Origin of the sequence: Loktanella sp. Alg231-35, assembly GCF_900143545.1 — a bacterium.
Taxonomy (GTDB): Bacteria; Pseudomonadota; Alphaproteobacteria; order Rhodobacterales; family Rhodobacteraceae; genus Yoonia.
In genome coordinates this window covers 127279-153955 of sequence record NZ_FREV01000006.1, presented here as the reverse complement: position 1 = coordinate 153955, position 26677 = coordinate 127279, and the positions used below count along the sequence as shown (strand labels likewise).

General features: G+C 57.6%; 25 protein-coding genes. 12 read left to right on the top strand and 13 right to left on the bottom strand.

Annotation, left to right across the window (positions count from 1 at the left end; translation table 11 throughout):
* Window positions 1-11: 11 nt before the first annotated feature.
* Window positions 12-1901, bottom strand: a complete 1890-nt coding sequence (gene prpE, locus DHN10_RS15400; protein ID WP_108816230.1) for a propionate-CoA ligase PrpE — start codon at window positions 1899-1901, stop codon at window positions 12-14.
* A gap of 336 nt (window positions 1902-2237) precedes the next feature.
* Here prpE and DHN10_RS15395 point away from each other — a divergent pair, with 336 nt between their 5' ends.
* A complete protein-coding gene (locus DHN10_RS15395) occupies window positions 2238-2714 on the top strand; it encodes a YHS domain-containing (seleno)protein (protein ID WP_108816229.1) in 477 nt (158 codons plus the stop codon).
* 42 nt (window positions 2715-2756) lie between these two features.
* Here DHN10_RS15395 and DHN10_RS15390 read toward each other — a convergent pair whose 3' ends face one another.
* On the bottom strand, window positions 2757-5036 hold the full coding sequence (locus DHN10_RS15390; protein WP_108816228.1) for an NADP-dependent malic enzyme: 2280 nt from the start codon (window positions 5034-5036) through the stop codon (window positions 2757-2759).
* A 124-nt stretch (window positions 5037-5160) separates the two neighbouring features.
* Here DHN10_RS15390 and DHN10_RS15385 point away from each other — a divergent pair, with 124 nt between their 5' ends.
* Genes DHN10_RS15385 through upp form a run of 6 tightly spaced genes read left to right on the top strand, consistent with a single transcriptional unit; the run spans window position 5161 to window position 10797 of the window.
* Window positions 5161-6249 carry a cupin domain-containing protein gene (locus DHN10_RS15385; RefSeq protein ID WP_108816351.1) on the top strand — a complete coding sequence of 363 codons (1089 nt, stop codon included), beginning with the start codon at window positions 5161-5163 and terminating at the stop codon, window positions 6247-6249.
* Window positions 6250-6309: 60 nt separating this feature from the next.
* On the top strand, window positions 6310-6702 hold the full coding sequence (locus DHN10_RS15380; protein WP_108816227.1) for a cytidine deaminase: 393 nt from the start codon (window positions 6310-6312) through the stop codon (window positions 6700-6702).
* Between the two features lies 1 nt (window position 6703).
* The gene (locus tag DHN10_RS15375) at window positions 6704-8008 is read left to right on the top strand and encodes a thymidine phosphorylase (protein WP_108816226.1); all 1305 of its coding nucleotides are present in this window, start codon (window positions 6704-6706) and stop codon (window positions 8006-8008) included.
* On the top strand, window positions 8008-9183 hold the full coding sequence (locus DHN10_RS15370; RefSeq protein ID WP_108816225.1) for a phosphopentomutase: 1176 nt from the start codon (window positions 8008-8010) through the stop codon (window positions 9181-9183). The genes DHN10_RS15375 and DHN10_RS15370 overlap by 1 nt, the downstream gene beginning before the upstream one ends.
* Window positions 9180-10172, top strand: coding sequence for an adenosine deaminase (locus DHN10_RS15365; RefSeq protein ID WP_108816224.1), 993 nt, complete (start codon window positions 9180-9182; stop codon window positions 10170-10172). The genes DHN10_RS15370 and DHN10_RS15365 overlap by 4 nt, the downstream gene beginning before the upstream one ends.
* Complete coding sequence (gene upp / locus DHN10_RS15360) at window positions 10165-10797, top strand: uracil phosphoribosyltransferase (RefSeq protein ID WP_108816223.1); 633 nt, start codon at window positions 10165-10167, stop codon at window positions 10795-10797. The genes DHN10_RS15365 and upp overlap by 8 nt, the downstream gene beginning before the upstream one ends.
* A 5-nt stretch (window positions 10798-10802) precedes the next feature.
* On the opposite strand, the gene DHN10_RS15355 is transcribed toward upp, so the two are convergent.
* Window positions 10803-11819 carry a hypothetical protein gene (locus DHN10_RS15355; RefSeq protein ID WP_108816222.1) on the bottom strand — a complete coding sequence of 339 codons (1017 nt, stop codon included), beginning with the start codon at window positions 11817-11819 and terminating at the stop codon, window positions 10803-10805.
* 114 nt (window positions 11820-11933) lie between these two features.
* Window positions 11934-13559 carry an AMP-binding protein gene (locus DHN10_RS15350; RefSeq protein ID WP_108816221.1) on the bottom strand — a complete coding sequence of 542 codons (1626 nt, stop codon included), beginning with the start codon at window positions 13557-13559 and terminating at the stop codon, window positions 11934-11936.
* Between the two features lie 92 nt (window positions 13560-13651).
* On the opposite strand from DHN10_RS15350, the gene DHN10_RS15345 reads away from it, so the two are divergent.
* Both DHN10_RS15345 and DHN10_RS15340 read left to right on the top strand, forming a co-directional pair.
* Entirely contained in the window at window positions 13652-14545 is an 894-nt protein-coding gene (locus tag DHN10_RS15345; protein WP_108816220.1) for a DMT family transporter, read from the top strand.
* A complete protein-coding gene (locus tag DHN10_RS15340) occupies window positions 14542-15177 on the top strand; it encodes a sulfotransferase family 2 domain-containing protein (RefSeq protein ID WP_108816219.1) in 636 nt (211 codons plus the stop codon). Before DHN10_RS15345 ends, DHN10_RS15340 begins: the two co-directional genes overlap by 4 nt.
* Before the next feature lie 35 nt (window positions 15178-15212).
* On the opposite strand, the gene DHN10_RS15335 is transcribed toward DHN10_RS15340, so the two are convergent.
* The 7 genes from DHN10_RS15335 to DHN10_RS15305 form a co-directional block, all read right to left on the bottom strand.
* Entirely contained in the window at window positions 15213-17411 is a 2199-nt protein-coding gene (locus DHN10_RS15335; protein WP_108816218.1) for a 3-hydroxyacyl-CoA dehydrogenase NAD-binding domain-containing protein, read from the bottom strand.
* A gap of 61 nt (window positions 17412-17472) precedes the next feature.
* Entirely contained in the window at window positions 17473-17937 is a 465-nt protein-coding gene (locus DHN10_RS15330) for a hypothetical protein (protein ID WP_108816217.1), read from the bottom strand.
* Window positions 17938-17940: 3 nt separating this feature from the next.
* The gene (locus tag DHN10_RS15325; protein WP_108816216.1) at window positions 17941-19152 is read right to left on the bottom strand and encodes an acetyl-CoA C-acetyltransferase; all 1212 of its coding nucleotides are present in this window, start codon (window positions 19150-19152) and stop codon (window positions 17941-17943) included.
* Window positions 19153-19174: 22 nt separating this feature from the next.
* Window positions 19175-19801 carry a glutathione S-transferase family protein gene (locus tag DHN10_RS15320; protein ID WP_199910692.1) on the bottom strand — a complete coding sequence of 209 codons (627 nt, stop codon included), beginning with the start codon at window positions 19799-19801 and terminating at the stop codon, window positions 19175-19177.
* Between the two features lie 90 nt (window positions 19802-19891).
* Window positions 19892-21667 carry an acyl-CoA dehydrogenase C-terminal domain-containing protein gene (locus DHN10_RS15315; protein WP_108816215.1) on the bottom strand — a complete coding sequence of 592 codons (1776 nt, stop codon included), beginning with the start codon at window positions 21665-21667 and terminating at the stop codon, window positions 19892-19894.
* Between the two features lie 46 nt (window positions 21668-21713).
* On the bottom strand, window positions 21714-22115 hold the full coding sequence (locus DHN10_RS15310; RefSeq protein WP_108816214.1) for a MerR family transcriptional regulator: 402 nt from the start codon (window positions 22113-22115) through the stop codon (window positions 21714-21716).
* 330 nt (window positions 22116-22445) lie between these two features.
* Window positions 22446-22814 (bottom strand): MerR family transcriptional regulator, encoded by a 369-nt coding sequence (locus DHN10_RS15305; RefSeq protein WP_108816213.1) that lies wholly within the window; start codon window positions 22812-22814, stop codon window positions 22446-22448.
* A gap of 110 nt (window positions 22815-22924) precedes the next feature.
* On the opposite strand from DHN10_RS15305, the gene DHN10_RS15300 reads away from it, so the two are divergent.
* The 3 genes from DHN10_RS15300 to DHN10_RS15290 are packed head-to-tail and all read left to right on the top strand — an operon-like array spanning window position 22925 to window position 25192.
* Window positions 22925-23365, top strand: coding sequence for a PaaI family thioesterase (locus tag DHN10_RS15300; RefSeq protein WP_108816212.1), 441 nt, complete (start codon window positions 22925-22927; stop codon window positions 23363-23365).
* Window positions 23362-23856 (top strand): PaaI family thioesterase, encoded by a 495-nt coding sequence (locus DHN10_RS15295; RefSeq protein WP_108816211.1) that lies wholly within the window; start codon window positions 23362-23364, stop codon window positions 23854-23856. Before DHN10_RS15300 ends, DHN10_RS15295 begins: the two co-directional genes overlap by 4 nt.
* Window positions 23849-25192 carry an MATE family efflux transporter gene (locus DHN10_RS15290; protein WP_108816210.1) on the top strand — a complete coding sequence of 448 codons (1344 nt, stop codon included), beginning with the start codon at window positions 23849-23851 and terminating at the stop codon, window positions 25190-25192. Before DHN10_RS15295 ends, DHN10_RS15290 begins: the two co-directional genes overlap by 8 nt.
* Here the strand turns inward: DHN10_RS15290 and DHN10_RS15285 are convergent.
* Together DHN10_RS15285 and DHN10_RS15280 are read right to left on the bottom strand one after the other, a co-directional pair.
* Window positions 25169-26221 (bottom strand): quinone-dependent dihydroorotate dehydrogenase, encoded by a 1053-nt coding sequence (locus DHN10_RS15285; RefSeq protein WP_108816209.1) that lies wholly within the window; start codon window positions 26219-26221, stop codon window positions 25169-25171. The genes DHN10_RS15290 and DHN10_RS15285 overlap by 24 nt on opposite strands.
* Complete coding sequence (locus DHN10_RS15280) at window positions 26218-26550, bottom strand: DUF952 domain-containing protein (RefSeq protein WP_108816208.1); 333 nt, start codon at window positions 26548-26550, stop codon at window positions 26218-26220. The genes DHN10_RS15285 and DHN10_RS15280 overlap by 4 nt, the downstream gene beginning before the upstream one ends.
* Window positions 26551-26677: the final 127 nt, after the last annotated feature.

Below are 26677 nucleotides of genomic sequence, written 5' to 3'. Positions count from 1 at the left end.
TGATAAGCCTATCACCCCGCATACCCCATCGGCTTCAACGCATCTCTGATCTCATCCAAAATCGCAGGATCATCAATTGTCGCGGGCATCTTGAATTCTTCCCCGTCCGCGATCTTGACCATTGTGGCCCGCAAAATCTTGCCTGACCGGGTCTTGGGCAGTCGGTCCACAACGGCAACCAGTTTGAACGCTGCCACCGGGCCGATGGTGTCGCGGACGGATTTGACGACCTCTTTGGCGATCTCCTCATGGCTGCGGTCACAGCCTTTGTTCAGGCAGACGAACCCCATGGGCAGTTGCCCCTTCAATTCATCCGTTACGCCAATCACTGCGCATTCACCGACGTCCGGGTGTCCGGCGAGAACTTCTTCCATCGCCCCGGTCGACAGCCTGTGGCCAGCGACGTTAATCACGTCATCGGTCCGCGCCATGATATAGAGATAGCCATCCTCGTCGATCATGCCTGCGTCGCCCGTCTCATAATAGCCGGGAAAGGTGTTGAGGTAGGATGTGATGAACCGGTCTTCGGCATTCCACAGCGTCGGCAAAGTACCAGGGGGCAGGGGGAGTTTGACCGCAATGGCGCCAAGTTCGCCCGGTTTCATCTCATGGCCCGCTTCATCCAAAATCTGCACATCATAGCCGGGCATTGCCACGGTCGGCGAACCGATCTTGACAGGCAAAGCCTCAATCCCGGCAGGGTTGCCTGCAATGGTATAGCCTGTCTCGGTCTGCCACCAGTGATCATAGACAGGCACGCCCATGACGCGCTGCGCCCATTCGATGGTGTCGGGGTCCGCCCGTTCGCCCGCCAGATAAAGCGCGCGCAGGCCCGAGATGTCGTAATTCTTGATCATCTCGCCCTGCGGGTCTTCGCGCTTGATGGCGCGAAAGGCCGTGGGGGCTGTGAAAAAGGATTTGACGTCATGTTCTTCGATCACCCGCCAGAAGGTGCCCGCATCGGGGGTGCCGATCGGCTTGCCTTCGAACACAACAGTGGTGTTGCCGTGGATAAGCGGTGCGTAGCAGATATAAGAATGGCCCACGACCCAGCCGACGTCGGAGGCGGCCCAGAAGACCTCGCCGGGGTTGACGTTGTAGATGGCCTTCATGGTCCAGTTCAGCGCGACAAGATGCCCTGCGGTCGGGCGCACGACGCCTTTGGGTGCGCCGGTCGTGCCTGAGGTGTAAAGGATGTAGGCGGGGTGGTCGCCTTTGACCGGAACACATTCGGCAGGTGCGACGCCTGCCTGAAAGCCATGCCAGTCATAGTCGCGGCCGGGGATCAGCGCGGCGACTTCCTGCTCACGTTGGAAGATCACGGTGAAGTCGGGCTTGTGCGTTGCCAGCTCAATCGCCCCGTCCAGCAGGGGCTTGTATTGGACAACGCGCCCCGGCTCGATCCCACAGGAGCCTGCGATGATGGCCTTGGGGGTCGCATCGTCGATCCGCACGGCCAGTTCGTTCGCAGCAAAACCACCAAACACGACGGAATGGATTGCACCAAGACGCGCGCAGGCGAGCATTGCCTCAAGCGCTTCGGGGATCATTGGCATATAGATGATCACCCGGTCGCCTTTTTCGACGCCCTTCGCGCGCAGCGCACCGGCAAGCGAGGCCACGCGGGTTTGCAATTCAGCGTAGGAGACTGAGCGTTTGGTATCAGTGACAGGGCTGTCATAGATGATCGCCGCCTGATCACCGCGTCCATTTTCAACATGACGGTCAACAGCATTGTAGCAGGTGTTCACCTCTGCATCCGTAAACCAGCGATAAAGAGGGGCGTTGCTGTCATCCAGCGCCTTCTGCGGAGGCGTGACCCAGTCGATGGCCTTGGCCTGTTCCATCCAGAAGCCTTCTGGATCACCTTTCCAGCTGTCATAAACGTCGTGATATCTCATGCGTCCCTCCCTGCCTTAACAATTTGTTAAGCAGTTGCCGACTGTTCGGCAACACAGGATTACGCCATTGATCTGTTCGGTGTAAAACTTTTTACAGATGCAAGGCGGCCATCTGTGCGGCGGTGCACAGCATATGCCGCATCTCAAGAAATACAGGGTTAAGTTGCTGTTTTATATTAGGAAAATCTCACCCTATCTCCATGTGCAAAATGTAGTGAGCAGCAAGTGATTTGCGACAGCGCCCTCTGCTTCATACGCTCAGACTGCATTTGATGACGTATCGATTTGATCTCTCCGCCGTCATTTCACGGCCTGAAAACATGAAAGAAATACAAAATGAAAAACGCACTCAAAACGGGCATCGCTGCCATTGCTCTTGCGGCCAGCCTTGCCACCACTGCCTTTGCGGCCGATTTCGATGTGAACGTGACCAGTACGGATCTTGCGCTACGCGGGGTCGATCCGGTGTCGTATTTTACCCAAGGTGAACCGCAGCAAGGTGATGTGAACATCTCGGCAGTGCATAACGGCGCTGTCTATCGTTTCACCTCGGAGGAAACCAAAGCACAGTTCGAGGCTGAGCCCGAAAAATACGCCCCGCAATACGGTGGATACTGCGCCTTTGGTCTGGCCAATGGGTTCAAGTTTGATGGCGACCCGGATGTCTGGCGTATCGTCGACGATCGGCTGTACCTGAACCTGTCACCCGCAGTGTCCGAGATTTGGCAGAAGGATATCCCCGGCTACATCGAGACCGCTGAAAACCTTTGGACCGACGTGAAGGATGCTGACCCCGCAGACCTGAACCCATAAGTCCAAATTGCTGGCGGGGTTCTGTCCCAATCCCGCCAGCGCCTATTCGTAGTGCGCCACCGGCGTTCCTGCGACAGCGGACATGTTCAGCAGGCCACGTGCGGTGATGGACGGGGTCACGATATGGCAACGGTTGCCCATACCCATGAGGATCGGGCCAACCTCAAGACCGCCTGCCTTGAGTTTGAGCGCATTGCGCACGCCCGAGGCCGCATCAGTGTTGGCAAAAATCAGCGTGTTGGCGGGGCCGGGCAAATGCGCAGCAGGGAAAACACGATTGCGCAGTTCGACGTCCAATGCCGCATCCACATGCATTTCGCCTTCATAATCAAAATCGCGCGGCGCACTATCAAGGATCGCCATTGCCGCCCGCATCCGCCGCCCACTGTCGCTGTCGAGATTGCCGAACTGGCTGTGTGAACACAGCGCAATTTTCGGATCAACCCCAAAGCGGCGCACATGGCGTGCCGCCCCGATGACGGCTTCGGAAATTTGTTCTGGCGTTGGCTCTGGGTGGACTTGGGTGTCGGCCACAAAAAGCGGCCCATCTTCGAGGATCATCAACGACAGGGCGGCAACCGGATGAAAGGCTTCACTACCGAGGATCTCACACACATAATTGAGGTGCCAAAGGTACTGTCCAAAGGTGCCACAGATCATGCTGTCAGCCTCGCCGCGTTGCACCATGACTGCGGCAATGGCGGTGGTGTTGGTGCGCATGATCGCCTTGGCCAGATCGGGTGTGACGCCTTTGCGTGCCATCAGATCATGATAGGTGCCCCAATAGTCGCGATAACGCGGATCGTTTTCGGGGTTCACGATGCTGAAATCCACGCCGGGCCGGATTTTCAGACCAGCCCGCTCACAACGCCGCTCGATCACCTCCGGGCGACCGATAAGGATTGGCAGGTCGGTGGTCTCTTCCATGATCGCTTGGCTGGCGCGCAGGACGCGCTCGTCCTCGCCTTCGGCAAAGACGATGCGGCGTTCGGCCGTCCGGGCTGCATCAAAAACAGGGCGCATAATCATGGCGGATTTGAAGACCGAGCCGTCAAGGTTGGCCTTATAGGCCTCCATGTCAGCGACCGGGCGTTTGGCAACGCCGGTTTCAGTCGCAGCACCTGCCACGGCACTGGCCACAACACCCATCAGGCGCGGGTCAAAGGGTTTGGGGATCAGGTATTCTGGTCCAAACGTTAGCTGTTCGCCTTTATAGGCTGCCGCAGCCTCGGCACTTGTGGTGGCGCGGGCGAGGGCGGCGATGCCTTCCACGCAAGCGATCTTCATTGCGTCGTTAATCTCGGTCGCGCCCACATCCAATGCGCCCCGGAAGATGAAAGGGAAGCACAGCACGTTATTCACCTGATTGGGAAAATCGCTGCGCCCGGTGGCGATGATGGCGTCAGGGTTGGCGGCGCGGGCATCTTCGGGACTGATTTCAGGGTTGGGATTGGCAAGGGCAAAGATGATGGGGCGATTGGCCATCTTCTTGACCATTTCAGGTTTGAGAACACCGGGTCCAGAGAGGCCAAGAAACAGATCCGCATCCGCAATCACATCGCCAAGGGTGGCGGGCTTGTTGCCTTGGGCATAGGCCGCCTTTTGTGGCGTCATGTCTTCCTCGCGGCCTTCATAGACTAGGCCTTCGATATCGCACAGATAGACGTTCTCGCGCTTCACCCCGAGTTTGAGCAGCATGTTCAGGCAGGCAATGCCGGCGGCACCACCACCGGTGCTGACAATTTTGATATCTTCGAATTTCTTATCAGCGACACGCAGCGCATTGGTCGCTGCCGCACCAACAACAATGGCAGTGCCGTGCTGGTCGTCGTGGAAAACAGGGATATTCATTCGCTCATTGCAGAGCTTTTCGACGATGAAACAGTCGGGTGCCTTGATGTCTTCAAGGTTGATCGCCCCGAATGTGGGTTCCAACGCGCAGACAATATCTGCGAGCTTTTCGGGATCAGGTTCGTTCAGCTCAATATCAAAGCAGTCGATATTGGCGAATTTCTTAAAGAGGACCGCCTTGCCTTCCATCACCGGTTTGGACGCGAGCGCCCCGATATTGCCAAGCCCCAACACAGCAGAGCCGTTGGTAACAACAGCCACAAGATTGCCGCGCGCAGTATAATCGCGGGCCGTGTCTGCGTCCTCTTTGATTTCAATGCAGGCTTCGGCGACGCCGGGCGAATAGGCGCGGGCAAGGTCGCGCCCGTTGGCCATCGGCTTGGTCGCGCGGATTTCGAGTTTTCCAGGTTTGGGGAACTTGTGATAGTCCAATGCGGCTTGGCGCTGGCGTTCTTTTGCAGTGTCAGTCATCTTCGTCCTCCAGAATGGTTTAACATTAAACCATTTTCCTGATCCAACGAAAGCCCCATTCCGTCAGGGCTGTTGGATGGCCCACCCTTGCAAATTTCTGATCGCAAAGACAGGGTGCAAAACCATGACAGAGAATACAGATACCCGCGCCGAGGTGTGCCTGCCCACGGTAAATCTGCGTGCTGACCTTGGTTTTTTCGGGGGCACGCTGGGGATGCGGTTGGATATGATCTATCCGGCTGATGATCCTTCGGTCGCCGTCTACTCTGGCCATGGGTTGCGCGTGCGGTTGGATCAGGGCGTCAGCGGTGCACCGGGCATCCTGCGCATTCTGACGGATGATCCTAACTTTGCAGATGGTCAGACTAGGCTGACGGCACCGGGTGGAACGGCGGTTGAAGTACATCCGCTTAATCCGCCGCTGACATTGCCAGAAACCGATCACGCCTTTGTCGTGCGCCGTCTTGCCGATCAGGCCCCTTGGGTGATTGGCCGCGCAGGCATGCAGTACCGCGATCTGATCCCCAGCCGCTTGGGCGGCTCGATCATTGCCAGCCATATCCGCATCCCCGATGGTGGTCCGGTTCCCGATATGGTGCATTTTCACAAGGTCGGGTTTCAGCTGATCTTTTGTTATCGCGGATGGGTTGATGTGGTTTATGAAGATCAAGGCCCGCCGATCCGTCTGACGGCGGGCGATTGCTTTATCCAGCCGCCTGAAATCCGACATCGGGTGCTTGAGGCCTCTGACGGCATTGAAGTGATCGAGATTGGCGTGCCTGCCGAACATGTCACTGAGATTGATCATAAGATGGAGCTGCCAACCCCGCACCTTCGCCCGGACCGTGAATGGCAGGGGCAGCGTTTTGTCTTTAATGAAGCGGCCAAGGCTGACTGGCATCCCTCACGCCTGCCAGGGTTCATCATGCGCGATACAACGATTGCGGCAAATACAAAGGATGTCGCGGGCGTGCAGGTGATCCGCAAAGGCGAGGGGGCGCCGGTTTGGGCCAGTCATGACGCCGACATTCATTTTACTTTTGTGATGGAAGGGACCATGACATTGGAGGGCGAGGGCAAAGACCCTTACGCGCTATCGCCCGGCGATGCCTTTGTCACGCCACCCGGTATGCAGACCCGGTACAGCGATCCATCGGATGATCTTGAACTGTTAGAGGTGGCACTGCCCGGTGCCTTCGTGACAACCCTCTAGGTACTTGCATCCTGCCGCGTCCCGTCACACTCTGCCAAGACCCTTATGACCGGAGGCCCCATGTCCTTGATCGCTGCTGCCCGTGCTGTGCGTGAAAACGCCCACGCACCCTATTCGAAATTCAAGGTTGGCGCGGCACTGACTGCCGCCTCCGGCACTGTCTACACAGGCTGCAATGTCGAGAATGTGGCCTATCCCGAAGGTACCTGCGCAGAGGCGGGTGCCATTGCCGCGATGGTGGCCGGTGGCGATACGACGATATCCGAGATTGCCGTGATTGCTGACAGCCCCAAACCGGTGAGCCCCTGCGGTGGCTGCCGTCAGAAGATCGCAGAATTTGCAACCGGCGACGTTAAGGTCACCTTGGCCACGACCGACGGCATTGTGCATGAAACTACTGTTGCAGCACTTTTGCCGGGCAGTTTTGATGCTGACTACATGAGCCGGGTCTGACGTGGATGCCCGCGCCATCATAGCGGCGGTACGCCGCCACCAGACCCCCAGCGTGGAGCAGCTAAGCTGGTTCGCGGATGGTCTGGCCAATGGTGCGGTCAGTGACGCACAGGCCGGGGCGTTTGCCATGGCGGTGGTTCTGAATGGTTTGTCGGATGAAGGCCGGGTGGCCCTGACCCAAGGCATGCGCGACAGTGGTGATGTGTTGCAGTGGGATTTGCCGGGGCCGGTGTTGGACAAGCATTCCACGGGCGGCGTGGGGGATTGCGTGTCACTGATCCTCGCACCTGTACTGGCTGCGTGTGGAACCTATGTGCCAATGGTGTCGGGGCGTGGCCTTGGGCATACTGGCGGGACACTGGACAAACTGGAAGCCATTCCCGGTCTCAGCATCAATGTCTCAGAGGCGCAGTTGCGCCAGATCACCAGCGATGTGGGCTGTGCGATTGTCAGCGCTACTGGCAAGATCGCCCCTGCCGACCGCCGCCTTTATGCCATCCGCGATGTTACGGCCACGGTGGAAAGCGTTGATCTGATCACCGCTTCGATCCTGTCCAAGAAACTGGCGGCAGGGTTGGAAAGCCTCGTTCTGGATGTCAAATGCGGATCGGGCGCCTTTATGAAAACGCCCCAAGATGCGTTGGAGCTTGCACAGGCCTTGGTCCACACGGCCAAAGGGGCCGGATGCAAGACAGCCGCCCTGATCACGGATATGAATGAACCACTGGCACCTGCCTTGGGTAACGCTGTTGAGGTCGCCGTCTGCATGGAGGTGCTGGCGGGCAATACGATTGCCGCACCCCGTCTATATGATCTGACGGTGGCGTTATGCGCGAAGCTGCTGGTCATGCAGGGCGAAGATCCGGTGGATGCCGCAGACAGGGTTACCGTTGCCATCAGCTCTGGCAAAGCGATGGAGCATTTCGCCCGGATGATCACAGCCCTTGGCGGCCCACCTGATATGGCACATGACTGGCACACGCATTTGCCCAAAGCGCCCATCGTGGGCGATGTCACGGCACCGGCCACGGGGCGGATCACAGCCATCGATGGTGAGGCGCTGGGACTGGCCGTTGTGGGCCTTGGCGGCGGGCGCAATGTCGAGACGGATCAGATCAACCCAGCGGTTGGCCTGACCGAGATGATTGGTTTGGGCGACAGCGTTACGCGTGGCGATCCGCTTTGTGTCGTGCATGCCGCCGATGAGGACGCAGCGGTTGCGGCGGCCATGGCTGTGCAGGCCGCCGTCACAATTGGTGATGGCGCAACATCAACTGGACCGCTCATTTTGCAGGAGGTGACCTGATGCCACGCGCATTTCTGATCGTGATCGACAGCGTGGGGATCGGCGGCGCGCCAGATGCCGCACAGTTCTTCAATGACGAGCACCCAGATACCGGTGCGAACACTGTCGCCCATATCGCGCGCGACGCAGGCCTGCATGTACCGGTGATGGATGCGCTGGGTCTTGGGGCTGCGGTGCGGCTGGCGTCTGGCGAAGTGGCACCGGGGCTGGACGCCACGCCAACTGGTGCATGGGGTGCTGCGACCGAAGTGTCGATTGGCAAGGACACGCCTTCGGGCCATTGGGAGTTGACAGGCGTGCCTGTCCCTTGGGAATGGCACGTCTTTCCTAAGGCGGAACCTGCGTTCCCGGAAGCGGTCACTGATCGGATATGCGCGCTGGCTGGCACCGATGGCATTCTGGCTAATCGGCACGCCTCTGGCACGGCCGTGATTGATGAAGATGGCCCCGCCCACCTTCAGAGCGGTTGGCCGATTTGTTACACTTCAGTCGACAGCGTGTTGCAGATCGCCGCCCACGAAGAGACCTTTGGCTTAGCGCGTTTACACCAGCTTTGCGCCGATCTCGCCCCGATGCTGCATGAGATGAAAGTGGGCCGTGTCATCGCCCGCCCGTTTGTCGGTGAGGTGGGGCATTTCAAACGGACCGCTAATCGCAGGGATTTTGCCATTGCGCCACCCGCGCCTACGCTGTGCGACTATGTGCATAACACGGGGCGCACCGTGCATGCGGTGGGTAAGATTGGCGACATCTTTTCGATGCACGGGATCGATGATCTGCGCAAAGGGCCTGACAAGGCCCTGATGGCGCATTTGCACGATCTGATGGATGAGGCCGCAGAGGGGGCTTTTGTTTTTGCCAACCTTGTGGAATTTGACAGCGAATATGGTCACAGACGAAACCCCAAAGGCTATGCCGCACATCTTGAATGGTTTGACGCTGAACTTGGCAAGTTGCTGCAGCAGGCGCGCCCAGGTGATCTGATGATTGTCACAGCTGACCACGGAAATGATCCCACATGGGTCGGCACCGACCACACCCGCGAACGGGTGCCTGTACTCGTGCATGGGATCGGTGCCAAATCGCTGGGTCAGGTGGCCTTTACCGACGTCGCGGCCAGTGTCGCGGCACATCTTAACGTGCCCTATGCCGGTGAAGGAGCCAGCTTTCTATGAGTTTTCAATCAATCCCCAAAGTTGAACTGCACACGCATCTCGAAGGCTGCGCGCCGCCTGCCTTCATCCGTGGGCTCGCCGCTGAAAAGAACATCGATATCAGCGGCATTTTCGCTGATGATGGCGGCTATGCCTTTCGCGATTTTGATCACTTCCTGCAGGTCTACGAGGCTGCCTGCACAACTTTGCAAACGCCGCAAGATTTTCGCCGCCTGACCATGGCGGTGCTGGAAGAAACCGCCGCCCATGGCGTCGTTTATATGGAAACCTTCGTTTCACCCGACTTTTGCGGTGGTGGCGATCTGGCCGCTTGGAAAGACTACCTTGCCGCAATGAAAGACGCCGCTGATGAGGCAGAGGCCAAACTGGGCATCACGCTCAAAGGGATTGTCACCGGCATCCGCCATTTCGGACCAGAGGCCAGCAAACCCGCCGCCCGATGCGCGGCGGAGACCTTTGGTGATTTCATCACCGGCTATGGCATGGCGGGTGGCGAAATGGTGGGGCGTCCGGGTGACTATGCCTACAGCTTTGACATGGCCCGCGAGGCGGGCCTGCCGTTGACCTGTCATGCTGGTGAATGGGGTGGACCATCGATGGTGGCCGAAACCCTTCGCGACTTGAAAGTCGCCCGCGTCGGGCATGGGATTGGCGCGATTGAAGACCTCGCACTGGTGGATGAAATTGCCGAGCAGGGCGTCGTGCTCGAGGTTTGCCCTGGCTCAAACGTCGTGCTCAAGGCGGTAAAGGGCTGGACCGATCACCCGATTGAAAAACTCCGCGAGCGGGGCGTGAAAGTAACCGTTTCAACCGATGACCCGCCGTTCTTTCACACCACCATGACGGCAGAATACGAGATGCTACACCGCACCTTTGGCTGGAATGAAGAAGACTTTGCCACCCTCAACCAGACGGCCCTTGCCGCCGCATTCTGTGATGAAGATACCCGCGCCCGCGTGGCCAAACGACTGGAGCCTGCCAATGACTGAACACGTCACCCACGTCACCCATCCGCTGGTGCAGCACAAGCTGACGCTGATGCGCCAGACCGACACATCTACCGCCAGCTTTCGGCAATTGCTGCGTGAAATCAGCCAGTTGCTGGCTTATGAGGTCACGCGCGGCCTGCCCATGACAACCCGCCGGATTGATACACCGCTAGAGCCGATGGACGCACCGGTAATCGATGGCAAGAAGCTCGCGCTTGTGTCGATCCTGCGAGCGGGCAACGGGCTTCTGGATGGTGTGCTTGAACTGATCCCCTCGGCGCGTGTGGGCTTTGTCGGGCTTTACCGGGACGAGGAAACGCTCAAACCCGTCCAATACTACTTCAAGGTCCCGACCGAGTTGGAGGACCGCCTTGTCATTGCGGTTGATCCGATGCTGGCCACCGGCAATTCTTCGGTCGCAGCGATTGATTTGCTGAAAAAGGCAGGGGCCAAGAACATTCGTTTCCTGTGCCTGCTTGCCGCCCCAGAAGGGATTGCGCGGATGAAAGAAGCGCACCCTGACGTGCCGATTGTGACAGCGGCCATCGATAGCCATCTGAACGAGAACGGCTACATCGTGCCGGGGCTGGGTGATGCGGGCGACCGAATGTTTGGCACCAAATAAACCGGTCAGTTGTTGCAAATATTTTGCAAGGCCACCCATTCGCTGTCGTTTAGGATCAATGGCACGGTTGTGCCATTGATGGGATCCGCACCAAGATCAGGCATAGAGCCGGTGCGCTGGTCAACAGCATTCAAATAGGGTGCATGCGGCACCTGCGCTGCGGCCATCAGCGCGCGCAGGGTGTCCGGATCAACCGACTGAGGGTCTGTTGCCACGAAATCGGATGCGACATTTTGTAGGATGTCCTGCGGCACCTCTCCGGTTGTCAAAAGCCGGAACGTGACGCCAAGGCCTGCGCCTTCCAGCAGGCTTTGCATCGGATCATCACCATCCACTGCGGCACGAGCTGCCAGAACAAAACCCGCAGCAGCGGCCGGGTCACTTGCCTGAGCAAGCATCTGACCGTCTAGCACGATCAGTCCGCCGGGCAGGGCAATGCTGCCAGCGGCGAGTTGAGGAAGCACGATGATCTGCGCCATTGTATCCGCACCAAAAAGCCTTGTGGCCAGATTGCCCGCGGCTTGTTCTGCCATGGCCGCGCGGCACGGCACGCCTGTTGTGCTTTGCATATGACCGAGGATTGTGGCTCCGATCTCGACCCGCTTGGGTGCGGGTACAACGGCAAGGGTCTGCCGCGTCAGCGCACCGGGCAGCCAGAATATGGCCAGCGCCGCGACAAGTAGCGTGGTCGCGCCGGTCAGCCAATGCCGCAACTTTCCGGGGTGCGGGCGGGTTTTGGCAAGCGCTTTGCGCACCTCCTCAATCGCGTCGATCATGGTCGGGTCTGCGATTTCCAGCACCTCGCTGGCGGCATCATCCGGCGCATAGATAGCTGGGGTTTCACCGGTGTTCTGGCGGATCAAAGCGGGCAGCGACCAATGGGTCAGGGGGCGCCCGGCGCCATCGGCGATCACCAATGTGGCATCGCCAAAGGAAATCGTGACATCGCGGCGCTGCGCGTCAGGGCTCGCCCGCCACAACGCGTCGCTTTCCAGCCGCACGTATTTGTCCAGTGCTGTCATCTGCCCAACCGCCTTTTTCGCCAAAGGTAACGCGGCGGGCGCAGATTGTCATGTTGGAAACTGTGTCACACCCCAAAGGATATGCAGCAGCGCCCGAGGCATCCGGGCGATGGCTCACAGAGCTTTCGCCAACTTTCTAAGCTCAAACTTCTGTATCTTACCCGTCGATGTTTTGGGCAGTTCCTGAAACACGACCGTCTTGGGGCATTTGAAACCGGCCAGACGTTCGCGCGTGAAAGCGATCATTTCGGCTTCATCAGCGCTTGCACCATCCTTGAGCTCAACAAATGCACAAGGCACTTCGCCCCATTTGTCATCGGGCTTGGCCACGACGGCGCAAAGATTGACAGCCGGGTGGTGCATCAGCGCGCCTTCAACTTCAACCGAGCTGATGTTTTCACCGCCCGAGATGATGATGTCCTTGGCGCGATCCGATATCTGGATCGCCCCGCCGAGGTGTTGAATGGCGAGGTCTTCGGAATGGAAATAGCCACCAGAGAAGGCCTTTTGCGTGGCCTCAGGATTTTTCAGATAGCCTTTCATCACCGCATTGCCGCGCATCACGATCTCGCCCTGCGTCGCGCCATCCCGCGCCACCTGACCCATGTGTTCATCTACGACTGTCACATCTTCCATCATTGGAAAGGCCACGCCCTGGCGTGCTTTGATGGCGGATTGTTCGTCTTCCGACAGCGTATCCCAAGCACCATCCCAAATGCATTCGGTCACATGCCCGTAGGTTTCGGTCAGCCCGTAAACCTGTTTGACGTTGAAGCCCAGCTTGCCAATTGCGGACAAAGTTGCCGGGGCGGGTGGCGCGCCTGCGGTGAACACCTCGACCACATGGTCAAAGCTGCGCCGATCCTCTTGCTTTGCATTCACGATGAGGTTCAGAACAATGGGCGCCCCGCCAAAATGCGTGACACCTTCGTCGCCAATCGCGTCATAGATCGCCTTGGCCGAAATATCGCGGCAGCACACCACCGTGCCACCAAGCGATGGCATCATCCACGTGTGGTTCCAACCATTGCAGTGGAACAGCGGCACGATTTGCAAATACCGCATGAACAGCGGCAGTTCCCAGCTGATCGGCGTACCCATTGTCATCAGATAAGCGCCGCGGTGGTGGTAGACCACGCCTTTGGGTCGCCCCGTTGTGCCAGAGGTGTAGTTCAGCGCGAGGCTTTCCCATTCGTCTTCGGGCAGGTGCCACGCAAACTCTGGGTCGCCTGTGGCAAGGAATTCTTCATAATCCTGTTGCTCTCCCATTGCATGCACGCCTGCCTGATCGTCAGGCACTTCGATGATCAACGGGGCTGGGCCTTCCATCAGGTCGATGGCGGCCATGACCATTGGCAGGAACTGGCTGTCAACAAGGGCGACCTTTGCCTCGCCGTGATCAAAGATGTAGGCCACCGTATCCACATCCAGCCGTGTGTTGATCGTGTTCAACACCGCCCCGCATGCTGGCACGCCAAAGGCGGCCTCGGATTGGGCAGGAATATTGGGCAGGATTGTTGCGACGACGTCACCCGGTTTCACACCGACCTTCGTTAGAGCCGAAGCAAGCCGCGACACGCGTCTGTAGTATTCCGCATAGCTCAGCCGGGTTTTGCCATACACAACAGCCTCGCGATCAGCAAAAATCAATGCGGCCCGTTGCAAATGCGACAAGGGCGTGAGCGGCACATAGTTTGCCGCACATTTCCCAAGACCAGCTTCATCTCGCATCCAACCCATGTCGCCCTCCCGCCGTCTGCGTCGCTTTGAGGGTTGAGTATTGCGTCATGTTGGTGACTTTGGAAGACAGGAAATGCGGACAGGCCAATCCAATGACACAACACATCGCCCCGACCCGTGCGGCCCTTTGCATTCTGGCTGGTATGGCGGCGCTTGGGCTAAGTGATAACTTCACGCTTTATGTCACCGAAGACGGCTCGCTCTGGCAGTTTCATTTGTTGCGTAGTGCCGTGGCATTGGCGATCATGCAGGGTCTTGCGATTTTTGGGATTGGGGCCATCCGGCCAAAGCGCCCCTGGGCCGTACTTGCCCGTAGCATCATTCAGGCGATTGCCATGCTGATCTATTTTGGGTGTCTGGCGATCCTGCCTGTGGGCTTGGTTGTTGCAGGGTTCTTTACGTCACCGCTGTTTGTCGCGCTGATTGCTGTTGTTTTTCAAGGCAAGCGGATCACGTTGCTGCATGCCTGCGCGATTGTTCTGGGCTTTGCAGGCGCGATGCTTGTGATCCGGCCGGACCCGGCGAACCTTGAATGGGTCGCTTTTCTGCCCATTTTGGCGGGTCTTTTCTATGCCATCGGCGCAGTCGCCACCCGCGCTTGGTGCGAGGGTGAAGGCACCGTTGCATTGACCGCCGGGTTCTTTGTGATGTTGGCGATCATGGGTGCAGTTGGCTGTCTGGTGTTTCCCGGTGTTGGCGCTGGTGCGGACGGCTTTGCCGCGCGGGGATGGATGCCATTGAGTGTGGATTTGATGTTTTGGATATCGATGCAGGCCGTTGGGACGTTGATCGGCATTATGTTGTTGTTTCGCGGTTATCAGATTGGCGAGGCGAGTTCCGTGGCGGTCTTTGAGTTCTCGTTGTTGATCTTTGCCAGTGCTTGGGCTTGGTATCTCTGGGGGCAGGCGGTGCCACCTCTGGGTCTGTTTGGCATGGCGTTGATTATGGTTTCGGGGGCGGTCATCGCCCTGCGCAAGCCAGCATGATCATCTCGCCAAAGCGCCAGTTTGTCTTTGTGCATATCCCCAAGACGGGCGGCACCAGCCTTGCGCTTGCGCTAGAGGATCGTGCGGCAGCAGATGACATCCTGATCGGGGACACACCCAAGGCCAGACGCCGCAGAGGTCGGCTCAAGACGCTGAAGGCGCCCGGTAGATTGTGGAAGCACAGCACTTTGCGCGATGTGGAGGGGCTTTTTGATCCGGGCGTTTTCGTGGTCACGCTGGTGCGCAATCCATGGGATCGGATGGTCAGTTATTATCATTGGTTGCGGGTGCAGAGCTTTGATCATCCGGCGGTCAGGCTGGCCAGGCAGCATGACTTTGCCGCGTTTTTGCGTCAGGACTTGATCCAATCGACGCTCAGGCGGTCGCCATATGCCAGCTATGTCACCGACACCAACGGAGTGGACCGATGCGCGCTTTATGCCCGGTTGGAGCATCCCGAAGACCTTGCACCGTTTTGGAAACACTTAGGGTTTAAGCTAAGTATTCCGCATGTAAATAGGTCAGAACGCAGATCCGATTGGCGCAGCTACTACGACGCGGAAGGTTTTGAAATTGTGCGGAAAATTGCGGCAGTCGATATCGATCGCTTTGGATATCAGACGGTGCTTTGATGTGGCGCACCCCCGTGTGGGGATGCGCCAAAGGTTTAGGCTGCTTTCGCAGTAGCGCCAAAGCGCTTGTAAAATTCCTGACCTTTGTCTGCCATTTCACGCAGCAGATCAGGTGTCTTGAACCGCTCGCCAAATTGCGCGGTCAGTTGATCGCAACGCTCTGCCGCGTAGGGCGCGCCGATGATATCAAGCCAGCTGAATGGACCGCCAGACCAAGGTGCAAAGCCCCAGCCCAAGATCGCACCGACGTCACCTTCGCGGATGTCTTCCAGCACGCCTTCTTCCAGCGCGCGAACAGCTTCGAGCGTCTGTGCGAATAGCAAACGGTGCTGCACGGTGATCAGGTCAGGTTGTTCGTCAGCGACTGGGTATTGGGCAGCAAGCCCATCCCAAAGGCCGCCACGCTTGCCCTTTTCATCGTAGCTGTAAAAGCCTGCGTTGGATTTGCGGCCAAGGCGTTCCTGATCAAACATCCAGAACAGAACCTCGTCCACTTCGCCATCAGGATAGGCATCGCCCATCGCTGCGCGCGTCGCTTTGGCGATTTTGACGCCAAGATCAACGGAAGTCTCATCAACCAGTTGTAGCGGGCCAAGCGGCATGCCGACCAGTTTCGCTGCGTTCTCGATCAGCGAGGGTTCGACCCCTTCCTTCACCATCCGAATGCCTTCGTTGATGTAAGGAATAATGCAGCGGTTGGCGTAGAAGAAGCGTTCGTCGTTCACGACAATCGGTGTCTTCTTGATCTGGCGCACATAGTCGAGCGCTTTCGCCACGGCCACATCGCCGGTCTCTTTGCCCTTGATGATTTCCACCAGCAGCATTTTGTCGACGGGGCTGAAGAAGTGGATGCCAATGAACTTCTCGGCGTCCGCCGCAGCCTTCGCCAGTTCCGTGATTGGCAAGGTGGAGGTATTGGTCGCAAAGACGCAATCGGGGCCGGTGACGGCCTGCACCTTGGCGGTGACGTCGGCTTTGACGCCAACATCCTCGAACACGGCTTCGACGATCAGATCGCAGCCTTTCAGCGCGTCATAGTCGGTGGTCGCGTTGATCAGACCCAACACGGCGGTTTTCTTTTCTTCTGTCACCTTCTTGCGGGCGATGCCCTTGTCGAGATGCGCTGTGGTGTAGGATTTGCCCTTGTCAGCCGCTTCTTGCGTGCTGTCGATCAGGACAACTTCGATCCCGGCCAATGCAGAGACGAGCGAGATACCAGCGCCCATCATGCCCGCGCCGATGACGCCGACCTTTTTGACCTTCTGATCGGGAGCTTCGGGGCGGTTGGCCCCTTTTTCCAACGCTTCCTTGTTTATGAATAGGCTGCGGATCATGGCTGACGATGATGGGTTCATCAGGACGTTTGTGAACCAACGTGCCTCGATCTTAATAGCGGTATCGAAAGGGACCAATGCGCCTTCATAAACGGCCGAAAGCAGGGCCTTGGCGGCAGGGTAGACGCCTTGGGTCTTGCCGTTGACCATCGCGGAAGCACCAACGAAAGTCATGAAGCCCGCAGGGTGGTAAGGGGCACCACCGGGCATTTTATAGCCCTTTTCGTCCCATGGTTTGACGATTGCAGGTTCGGACAGAACCCATGCTTTCGCAGCAGAGAGCAGTTCGTCCGCGGGAACGACTTCATCAACCACCCCAGCCGCTTTGGCTTTCTTGGGATCGTTCAGCTTGCCTTCGAGCAATAGCGGCGACGCACCCATGGCGCCCAGCTTGCGGGACAGGCGCGTTGTGCCGCCAGCACCAGGGAAAATACCCACGAGGATCTCGGGCAGGCCAATCTTAGCCTTCGGATTATCAGCCGCAAAGATGCGGTGACAGGCCAGCGGAATTTCCAGACCGATGCCAAGTGCTGTGCCGGGCAGGGCGCAGGCAATTGGCTTACCACCTTTGTTGGTTTTGGGGTCCATGCCTGCGCGCTCGATCTTGCGCAGAACGGCGTGCATGTTCATCACGCCTTCGAACAACCCGCGTGCTGGATCGTCGCCCGCGCTTTCTTTCATCTTGGCGATGATGTTGAGGTCCATGCCACCGGCAAAAGTGCCTTGCTTGCCAGATGTGATGATCACACCCTTGATGGCATCATCGGCCAGCGCCTGATCAATCAGCGCGTCCAAGTCAAGGAAACCTTGCTGGTTCATGACGTTCATGGACTTGCCAATGGTATCCCAGACAATGGTTGCGACGCCGTCGGCGTCCGTGCTCATGGTAAAGTCAGTCATTTTTTCATTCCTTTTCGACGGGCGGCGGCACAGACAGAACAGCGCCTCGGCCCAGGGATCTTTATGTTGATTTTATTCGGTGTGATGCGTCGGCGCGGCTAATCGCAAGCGCCTGTCCATTTGATTCTTCCAGGGCGTATTCGCCACGGGTGACTTTCCAGCCGCCATTGACCTTTTCGAGTATCGAAAACACGGGATAAGGTTCATTGAGGCGTTTGCCATTCTGAAGCAGCTCTGTGACATGCGTTGATTCGATGCGCGTCGGCGATGTGTATTCAGACGCAACGCAGGCGCGTATCATCTCGGTGACGCCCATCCCCTTGAGGTACTGGTGCATCTCGTCAAAGGCACGGCGCATGTCCTCAAGGTTCTCCATGTAGACAGGGCCGGCCATCGTCACCATGGTTTGTGGCGCGTGAAACACAGCGGAAAAGGCGTCAAAATTCCCGGACATCAAGGCATCGCCCGTGACTTCCAAAATGGCTTCCGCGATATCGGAAGCCGCAATTGTCGCCTGATCAGCCATGGATCACACCCGCTCGATGATTGTTGCTGCTCCCATGCCGGATGCGATGCAAAGCGTGGCAAGGCCGGTGCCTTTGCCTGTCCGCTCCAGCTCATCCAACAATGTGCCGATGATGATCGCACCGGTCGCACCCAGCGGATGGCCCATAGCAATTGACCCACCGTTGACGTTGACCACACTGTTGTCGACATCAAAGGCCTGCATAAAGCGCAAGACGACTGAGGCGAAGGCTTCGTTGACCTCGAAAAGGTCAATGTCGCTGATGGACATGCCCGAAGATTTCATGATGTGCTCGGTCACGGGAACCGGGCCGGTCAGCATGATTGTTGGGTCGGTGCCGATCTTAGCCGTGGCCTTGATCCGGGCGCGCGGCTTGATGCCCATTGCCTCACCCCATTCCTTGGAGGCGATCAGAACACCAGCGGCCCCGTCCACGATACCCGAAGAGTTACCGGCGTGGTGGATGTGGTTGATTTTCTCCAGATGCGGGTACTTCATCAAGGCGACCTTGTCGAAGCCGGGCATCACCTCGCCCATGGCTTGGAACGCAGGGTTCAAACCGCCCAGCGACTGCATGTCAGTGCCAGGGCGCATGTATTCGTCGTGATCCAGAATGGCGAGACCGTTAACATCACGCACAGGCACGATGGATTTCTCAAACCGCTTGTCGTCCCAAGCAGCCTTCGCACGCTTCTGGCTTTCCATGGCAAGCTGATCGGCGTCGTCACGGCTAAAGCCGTACTCGGTCGCGATAATGTCGGCAGAGATACCCTGCGGGACAAAATACGTGTCCATAGCGATGGACGGATCAACGGCAATCGCAGCACCATCAGAACCCATAGCCACGCGGCCCATCATCTCTACACCGCCGGCAATGTACGCTTGGCCAGCTCCGCCTTTGACTTGGTTGGCAGCAAGGTTCACAGCTTCCATGCCCGAGGCACAGAAACGGTTGATCGCAAGGCCGGGGATCGACTGATCCAGATCGGATGCGAGGACCGCGGTGCGCGCAAGGCAACCGCCCTGTTCACCGACTTGGGTGACGTTACCCCAGATCACGTCTTCAACGGCGTGGCCTTCAAGGTTGTTACGCTCTTTCAGCGCATTCAGCACGCCAGCGGACAGGCGAGCAGATGTCACCTCGTGCAGGCTGCCGTCTTTGCGGCCCTTGCCGCGGGGGGTGCGGATCGTGTCGTAGATATAGGCTTCGGTCATTAGGTTCTCCAATTAAATCGCGTCACCCAAGGGCGCGCGGCATCAGGTCATAAGGGTGTTTCCAACCTGGTTGATCTGCGATTGCAGTCAGCCAGCGGTCGATATTTGGGTAATCGGAACGGTCGAAGGTAAAACCTTCGGGGTAAAAAAGGTAACCGGCGCAGGCGATATCGGCGATGGTGATGTCATCGGCAGCAAGCCAGGCTGTTTCGCCTAGTTGAGTCTCCATCACTTTAAGCGCCGATGCCAGACGCATCGCCATAAAGTTGTTCACTTCTGCGCTACGCTTGTCTTCGGGCAGGAAATTCAAGTTGAACCGCAAAGGCCCGGCAACGCCAGAAACCTTGTGGTTGTCAAAGAACATCCAGCGCAGCACGTCGCGCCGTTCAGCGGCAGATTTGCCGCCCAGCTTGCCGGTTTTGGAACTGACGTAATCCTGAATGACGCCCGATTGGGTCAGCACCAGATCGCCGTCTTCCAGAACGGGAACCTCGCCCATCACATTTAGGGCGCGGAATTCAGGTGCGCGGGTGGCCCCTTTGAAAAAATCGACAAAAACAGGCTCCCACGCGGCATCGGCCAGAATGAGGGTCAGGGCAGCTTTGTATGCGTTCCCGCTTTCGCCGAAACAATGGAGTTTCATGGTCATGTCTTGCAGGCCTCCCAACCCATCCGTGGGACTTCCTCAATCTGGAAATCCGAAGAAGGGCGCGTCGAAATTGACGCGCCCTCACGGAGCTTAGAAGTTTGCTGCCTCAAGCGCCATCACAGTATCGCCACCTGTGTTGATGCGCGCGAGGTGCATCGCTGTAGCCGGCAATTGGCGTGCCATGTAGAAGCGACCGGTTGCGATCTTCGTCTCATAGAATTCGGTGTCAGATGCACCACCTTCGAGCGCTTCCATCGCCGCCTTTGCCATCCGTGCCCACATCAGGCCAAGGCAGACATGGCCCATCATGTGCATGAAGTCGTAAGACCCCGACAGCGCGTTGTTTGGCTTTGTCGCGTTCTGCATGAAGTACATGCCTGCGGCCTGCAGGTCCTTGGATGCGGCTTTCAGCGGTGTCAGGAAATCCTTGCTCAGCGCCTCATTGCTTTCGTTTTCCTTGATGAAGGTCTTTATCATCTCAAAGAACGCCATGACATGTTTGCCGCCGTCTTGAGCCAGCTTGCGGCCCACGAGATCAAGCGCCTGCACGCCGTTGGCGCCTTCGTAAATCATCGCAATCCGCGCGTCGCGTGCGTATTGGGACATGCCCCATTCTTCGATGTAGCCATGACCGCCGTAAACCTGCTGCGCCGCCGTGGCATATTCAAAGCCTTTGTCGGTCAGGAAACCTTTGATGACGGGTGTCATCAGCGAGATCAGGCCATCGGCATCCGCGTCGCTGTTTTTATGCGCTCGGTCGATCAGGTTAGCGCCCCAGTATGTTAATGCACGCGCGCCTTCGACAAAGGATTTCTGATCCATCAGGTTGCGGCGAATATCAGGGTGCACGATCAGCGGATCGGCAGGGCCATCAGGGTTTTTCGCACCAGTCACGTCACGCCCTTGCAGGCGATCGTTGGCATAGGCCACGGCGTTCTGATAAGCACTTTCGGCTTGGGCATAGCCTTGCAGGCCCACTCCCAGACGCGCTTCGTTCATCATGGTGAACATTGCGCGCATGCCTTTGTGTTCTTCTCCGATCAGGTAACCTTCGGCCTCGTCATAGTTCATCACACAGGTGGAATTCCCGTGGATGCCCATTTTCTCTTCGATCTTGCCGCAGGTCGCGCCATTGCGGGCACCCAGCGAGCCGTCGTCGTTCACAAGGAACTTTGGTACGATAAACAGCGACACACCTTTGATGCCTTCTGGGCCACCTTGGATTTTGGCCAGAACAAGGTGGATGATGTTGTCGGCCATGTCGTGCTCACCGGCAGAGATAAAGATCTTCTGGCCAGAGATTTTGTAGGATCCATTGTCCTGCGGCACAGCTTTCGTGCGCATCAAGCCCAGATCAGTGCCGCAATGCGGCTCTGTCAGGTTCATTGTGCCGGTCCATTCGCAGGACACCATCTTGGGCAGGAACTTTTGCTTCTGCTCGTCTGATCCATGTGCGTGAATGGCAGAGTAGGCCCCGTGGGTCAGGCCCTGATACATGTTGAATGCCATGTTGGCGGAAACGAAAGGTTCCTGCGCCGCCGTGTGCATGACGTAAGGCAGGCCTTGGCCACCATATTCAGGGTCGCAATCCATTGCGGTCCAGCCGCCATCTTTCATTTGCTCGAAGGCTTCTTTGAAACCAGTGGGCGTGCGCACCACACCATTTTCCATCACGCAGCCTTCGGTGTCACCCACAACATTCAGTGGGTGCAGCACCTCGGAGGCGACCTTGCCTGCCTCTTCTACAACAGCACTGGTGAAATCACGATCAAGGTCATCAAACCCTGGAATGTCCTGCTCGCTGACCTTTAGAAGGTCGTGCAGTACAAACTGGATGTCTTTGGTCGGTGCATTGTAGATCGGCATCTGGTGGTTCTCCGTTTCGTCGGTTGTATCTTGGTCGGGCCTGATTTCAGGCCGCGACCGTTTTCTCTTTTGACATCTGGGACAGTTTGTCTGCGCACCAGTTAATCTGTTCTTTCAACTCCGAAATCGCCTCTTCCAATTCGGCCTTTTGGGCTTCCATGTCGGACAGGTGACGTTCTGCAAGTTTGTATGTTTTTGACAGCTGTGCCTCTTGGCCATCGTTCATGTGGTAGAGGTCCAGAAGCTGACGAATTTCTTCCAACGAAAAACCAAAACGCTTACCGCGCAGGATCAGCTTTAGCCGCGCACGGTCCCGCTTTGTGAAAAGGCGTCTTTGGCCTTCTCGAACAGGGAACAGCAGTTCCTTGGATTCATAAAAGCGAAGCGTGCGTGGTGTCACATGGAATGCGTCACACATTTCGCGAATATTAAGTGTTTCCGTCGTCATCTTTTCATTCCTTCCCTATGCGTGTTTCGAATGGCACGCACTTGTGGAGGTTGAAGCCACCATACAAGCAAAGCTGACGTTGACGTAAACGGAACGTGGCGTCACGAGCAGGTTGACGAAAGGTCAGCAAAAATGACGCCGGGTGAGGAGTAATATAAAAACTGGGAAAAATTTCACCAATTTCCCCGCGGCGCAAAGCGCCTTAACTGCGGATTCTTTGGTTATTGCTTCAGAGAATGCTGTCACGCGCCAAAAAAGGCACGCGCAAAAGCTCACGATCTGGTTACGGGTTCAAACAGAAATGTGAAGTTTGCGCGGGCCCGCAGGCGACTATCCTAGGGACTTGTCCGTTTCATCCCGCAGGGTCTGCAGCTCGGTGATTGTATCGTCCAGCTGCTTTTGCTGGTCGGCCAGTTCGATAAGCTGGCGGTCCGCCAGTGCCACCCATTCCCGCATCTGCGCCTCGGTGCCTTCATTTTCATAGATCAACAGCCACTGACGGATATCTTCAAGAGCAAAGCCAAATCGCCGCCCCCGCAGGATCAACGTCATGCGCGCCTGTTCTTTTGGACCATAAAACCGCGATCGCCCTTCTTTTTCTGGGCTGAGCAACTCAAGGTATTCGTAGTAGCGTAACGTGCGTGGCGTTACGTCGAATTTTGCACACATTTCTTTGAATGTTAGGCCTTTGTCCGACATCTCTTTCTCCCATAGCTAACCGTAGCGTCAAGAAATCCGGGGGGCAACCGGGCGTCTGGCCAATTGGTGGAAACAGTTATATCGCAGATGCAGGTCAATCAGGAGTAGTTATGTCTGACGATCAAAAGATGCGCCGCGATATGCTGGCGCGCAAGTTCATCGAAGCGATTCCGCATGCCCAAGAGCTTGGCATGGAGCTGACCGAGGTCGATGATGGCAAAGCCGTGATTGCAATGGACTATGATGCGCGATTTGTGGGCGATCCCGAGACAGGCGTAATCCATGGCGGTGCCGTTTCTGCATTGATGGATACTTGTGCCGGTGCTGCTGTCATGGCGCATCCTGCTGCCGCCCTTGCGACGGCCACGCTTGATCTGCGCATTGATTACATGCGCCCCGCCACACCCAGCGACCGCATCACCGCTACGGCCGAGTGTTACCACGTCACTCGCTCTGTGGCGTTTGTTCGTGCCACAGCCGTTGATGACGATCCCAGCCGTCCGGTGGCCACCGCGACAGGCGCGTTTACAATCGAAAGGGCCAAGACATGAGCCGCCGTCCAGAGCCGGTCCAGGTTGTCAAACAACGCCGCGATGACACGCTGCAACAGTTGGTTTCTGGTGTGCCCTACATCCAGTTTCTAGGCATTCAGATTGACCGCCGCGGGGATGAGCTGACGGCTGTGTTGCCTTTTGCTGACAAACTGATCGGCAATCCGATGTTGCCTGCCATTCATGGCGGTGTGACGGCCGCCTTTCTTGAGGTGACGGCCATTATTGAGCTGAGCTGGGCGATGGTCTGGGAAGATATGGAAGCGGGCAAGTTCAACGATACCGCACCGCGCATCAAATTCCCCAAGACGATTGATTTCACCGTTGATTACCTGCGCTCTGGTCTGCCGCGCGATGCATATGCGCGCGCGCGGGTAAACCGCTCAGGCCGCCGCTTTGCTTCGGTCCATGTAGAGGCCTGGCAGGACAATCGCAGCCGTCTGTTTGCGCAGGGCACCGGCCATTTCCTGATGCCGCAGCGCGATGGCTGACATCCTACCGTTGACCCACAAACGTGTGTTGGCGATTGCACTGCCAATTGTGCTGTCCAATGCAACGGTGCCGATCCTTGGAATTGTTGATACTGGTGTTGTCGGTCAATTGGGCGAGGCTGCCCCCATTGGTGCCGTTGGCATTGGCGCGATTATCCTGTCGTCGGTCTACTGGATCTTCGGCTTTTTGCGGATGGGTACGACCGGGTTGACCTCTCAAGCCAGCGGCGCGGGTGACGTCGAAGAGGTGGATGCGCTGTTGTCACGCGCCTTGCTGGTTGGCCTGGCTGCGGGGCTAGTGATGATTGCAGCGCAAGCGCTGATCTTTCGTGGTGCGTTCTGGGTGTCACCTGCCAGTGCCGAGGTTGAAGCGCTCGCCCGCGACTACATGCAAATCCGTATCTGGTCCGCCCCCGCGACGATTGCCCTTTATGGCATCACCGGCTGGCTAATCGCGCAAGAGCGCACCCGCGCGGTCCTGATCATTCAGGTGGGCATGAACGGGGCCAATATTTTGCTCAGCTATTACCTTGGCCTTGTGCAGGGTTGGGGTGTAACCGGCGTGGCATGGGCCACGTTCGTTGCTGAATGGGGTGGCTTGCTTGTTGGCTTGTGGATGTGCCGCAGTGTTTTCGCGCGTCCGGCATGGCTGACGGCGCAGAGGGTGTTTGACCTCGCACGTCTGAAACACATGGCCGTCGTGAACACAGACATTCTGATCCGTTCGGTTCTGTTGCAGGCAATCTTTGTCAGCTTTTTGTTTTTTGCGGCGGACTTTGGCGATGTGCAACTGGCGGCCAACCAAATTCTCATGCAATTCCTTCAAGTCACCGCCTATGCGCTTGACGGTTTTGCCTTCGCAGCCGAAGCGATGGTGGGCCAAGCGCTGGGCGCAAGGGCGCGGGCGGCTTTGCGGCGTTCCGCGGTCCTAAGCAGCCTGTGGGGGGCAATTGTCTGCGTCTTGCTTGCGGTCAGCTTTGCACTGTTTGGGGCAACGGTCATCGACATCATGACAACCGCCCCAGAGGTGCGCGAGGCCGCGCGGATCTATCTGCCTTATATGGTTGCGGCTCCAATCGCCGGCGTGGCCGCATGGATGCTCGATGGCATTTTCATTGGCGCGACACGCACCAAAGACATGCGCAACATGATGATCGTCTCGGCCGTTCTATATTTTATCACGGTCATTCCGCTGATGGCGCTGTTCCAGAACCACGGGCTGTGGCTGGCATTGTTGCTCAACTTCATTGTGCGCGGTGTGACGTTGGGATGGAAATATCCGGCGTTGGAGGCTCAGGCGGGCAGGCCAGCCTCAGGTCCAGTCGCTGCGACCTGATCCCACGGCATCGGCAACGGTCGCAAAGCCGTCACGGGCCAGCAGATCGTCAAGGCCCGTGGCAATATCATTGGCCAATGATATTCCGCCGTAGACAAGCGCCGTATAAAGCTGCACCGCTGAAGCGCCTGCGCGAATTTTTTCATAGGCTTGGGCCGCACTGCCCACACCCCCGACACCAACGATTGGCAATGAGGTTAGCCCAGACAGTTGCGCAAGAACGCGCGTTGATTTTTCAAACAGCGGCTGGCCGGAAAGACCGCCCATTTCGCCCTTATGCGGCCCATGCAATCCGTCCCGATCCAGTGTCGTATTGGTGGCAATGATCGCATCAATGCCGGCCGCATTGGCAACCTCGGCCACTTCAGAAATCTCCTCTGCGGTCAGATCGGGTGCGATTTTGAGGAAGATTGGGATAGAGGTCTTTAGGCCCGCGCGGGCCTCCATCACGCCTGCAAGCAGTGCTGCAAGTGCTGCTTTGCCTTGCAGGTCGCGCAGTTTTTCGGTGTTGGGCGATGAAACATTGACCGTCGCGAAATCCACCTGCGGGCCGCAGCGCGTTAGCACTTTGGCAAAATCGGCGGCCTTGTCGCCGCTGTCTTTGTTGGCCCCAAGGTTCAATCCGATCACAGCCCCCGCTGGGCGCTGGGCGAGTCTGTCGGCAATAGCGTCCATGCCGTCATTGTTGAAACCAAAGCGATTGATCGCCGCCTGATCCTGCGTCAGCCGAAACAAGCGTGGTTTGGGATTGCCGGGTTGCGGGCGCGGCGTGGCCGCACCGACCTCTAAAAAACCAAAGCCGGTCTTGGCAAGCGCGTGCAGCGCCGTGGCGTTTTTGTCAAAGCCAGCGGCCAGGCCGACGGGGTTCGGCAATTCCAACCCCGCCAAAGTAGTCTTGAGCCGATCGGTGGTCACCGCCCCGGTCTTCGGTCCCAACCCGGCGTTCAACGCCTTGAGCGCCAGACCGTGCCCGACCTCTGGATCAAACTGCCGCAGCGCCTTCAGGCCAATGCGTTCAAGCACCCTCATGCGAGGTCCGGGAACTGATGCGCGCCTTCAACAAGTGGCAGCGGTTTCGACCAAAGCACATCCTGCATCGTCAGCTTGCGATAAAGATGAGGGAACAGAACGTCTTCGCGGGCAGGTTCCCATTTGAGCGGGTCGAGCCCATCCGTTTCCACTGCCAACAAGACAAGACCTTCGACACCGGCAAAATACTTGGCTGCGGTCGCGGCCACCGTTTGTGCCGTAGAGAAATGGATATAGCCGTCGGCCACATCAATCGGCGCGCCGACGGTTTCACCATCAGACTGCAATATGGCCCATTCATCGGCCCGGAAAATCTTGTAAATCAGCATAGGCGGGTGATGGCCTTTGCGTCAAAGATGGTCAAGCACCCAAGGCAGGTTCGTTGGTGTATTGGTCCAAAGATGACGTGGTTAATAAATTTGACTCTGTCAGTGCCCCTCGCCAAGCTGTTGTCAT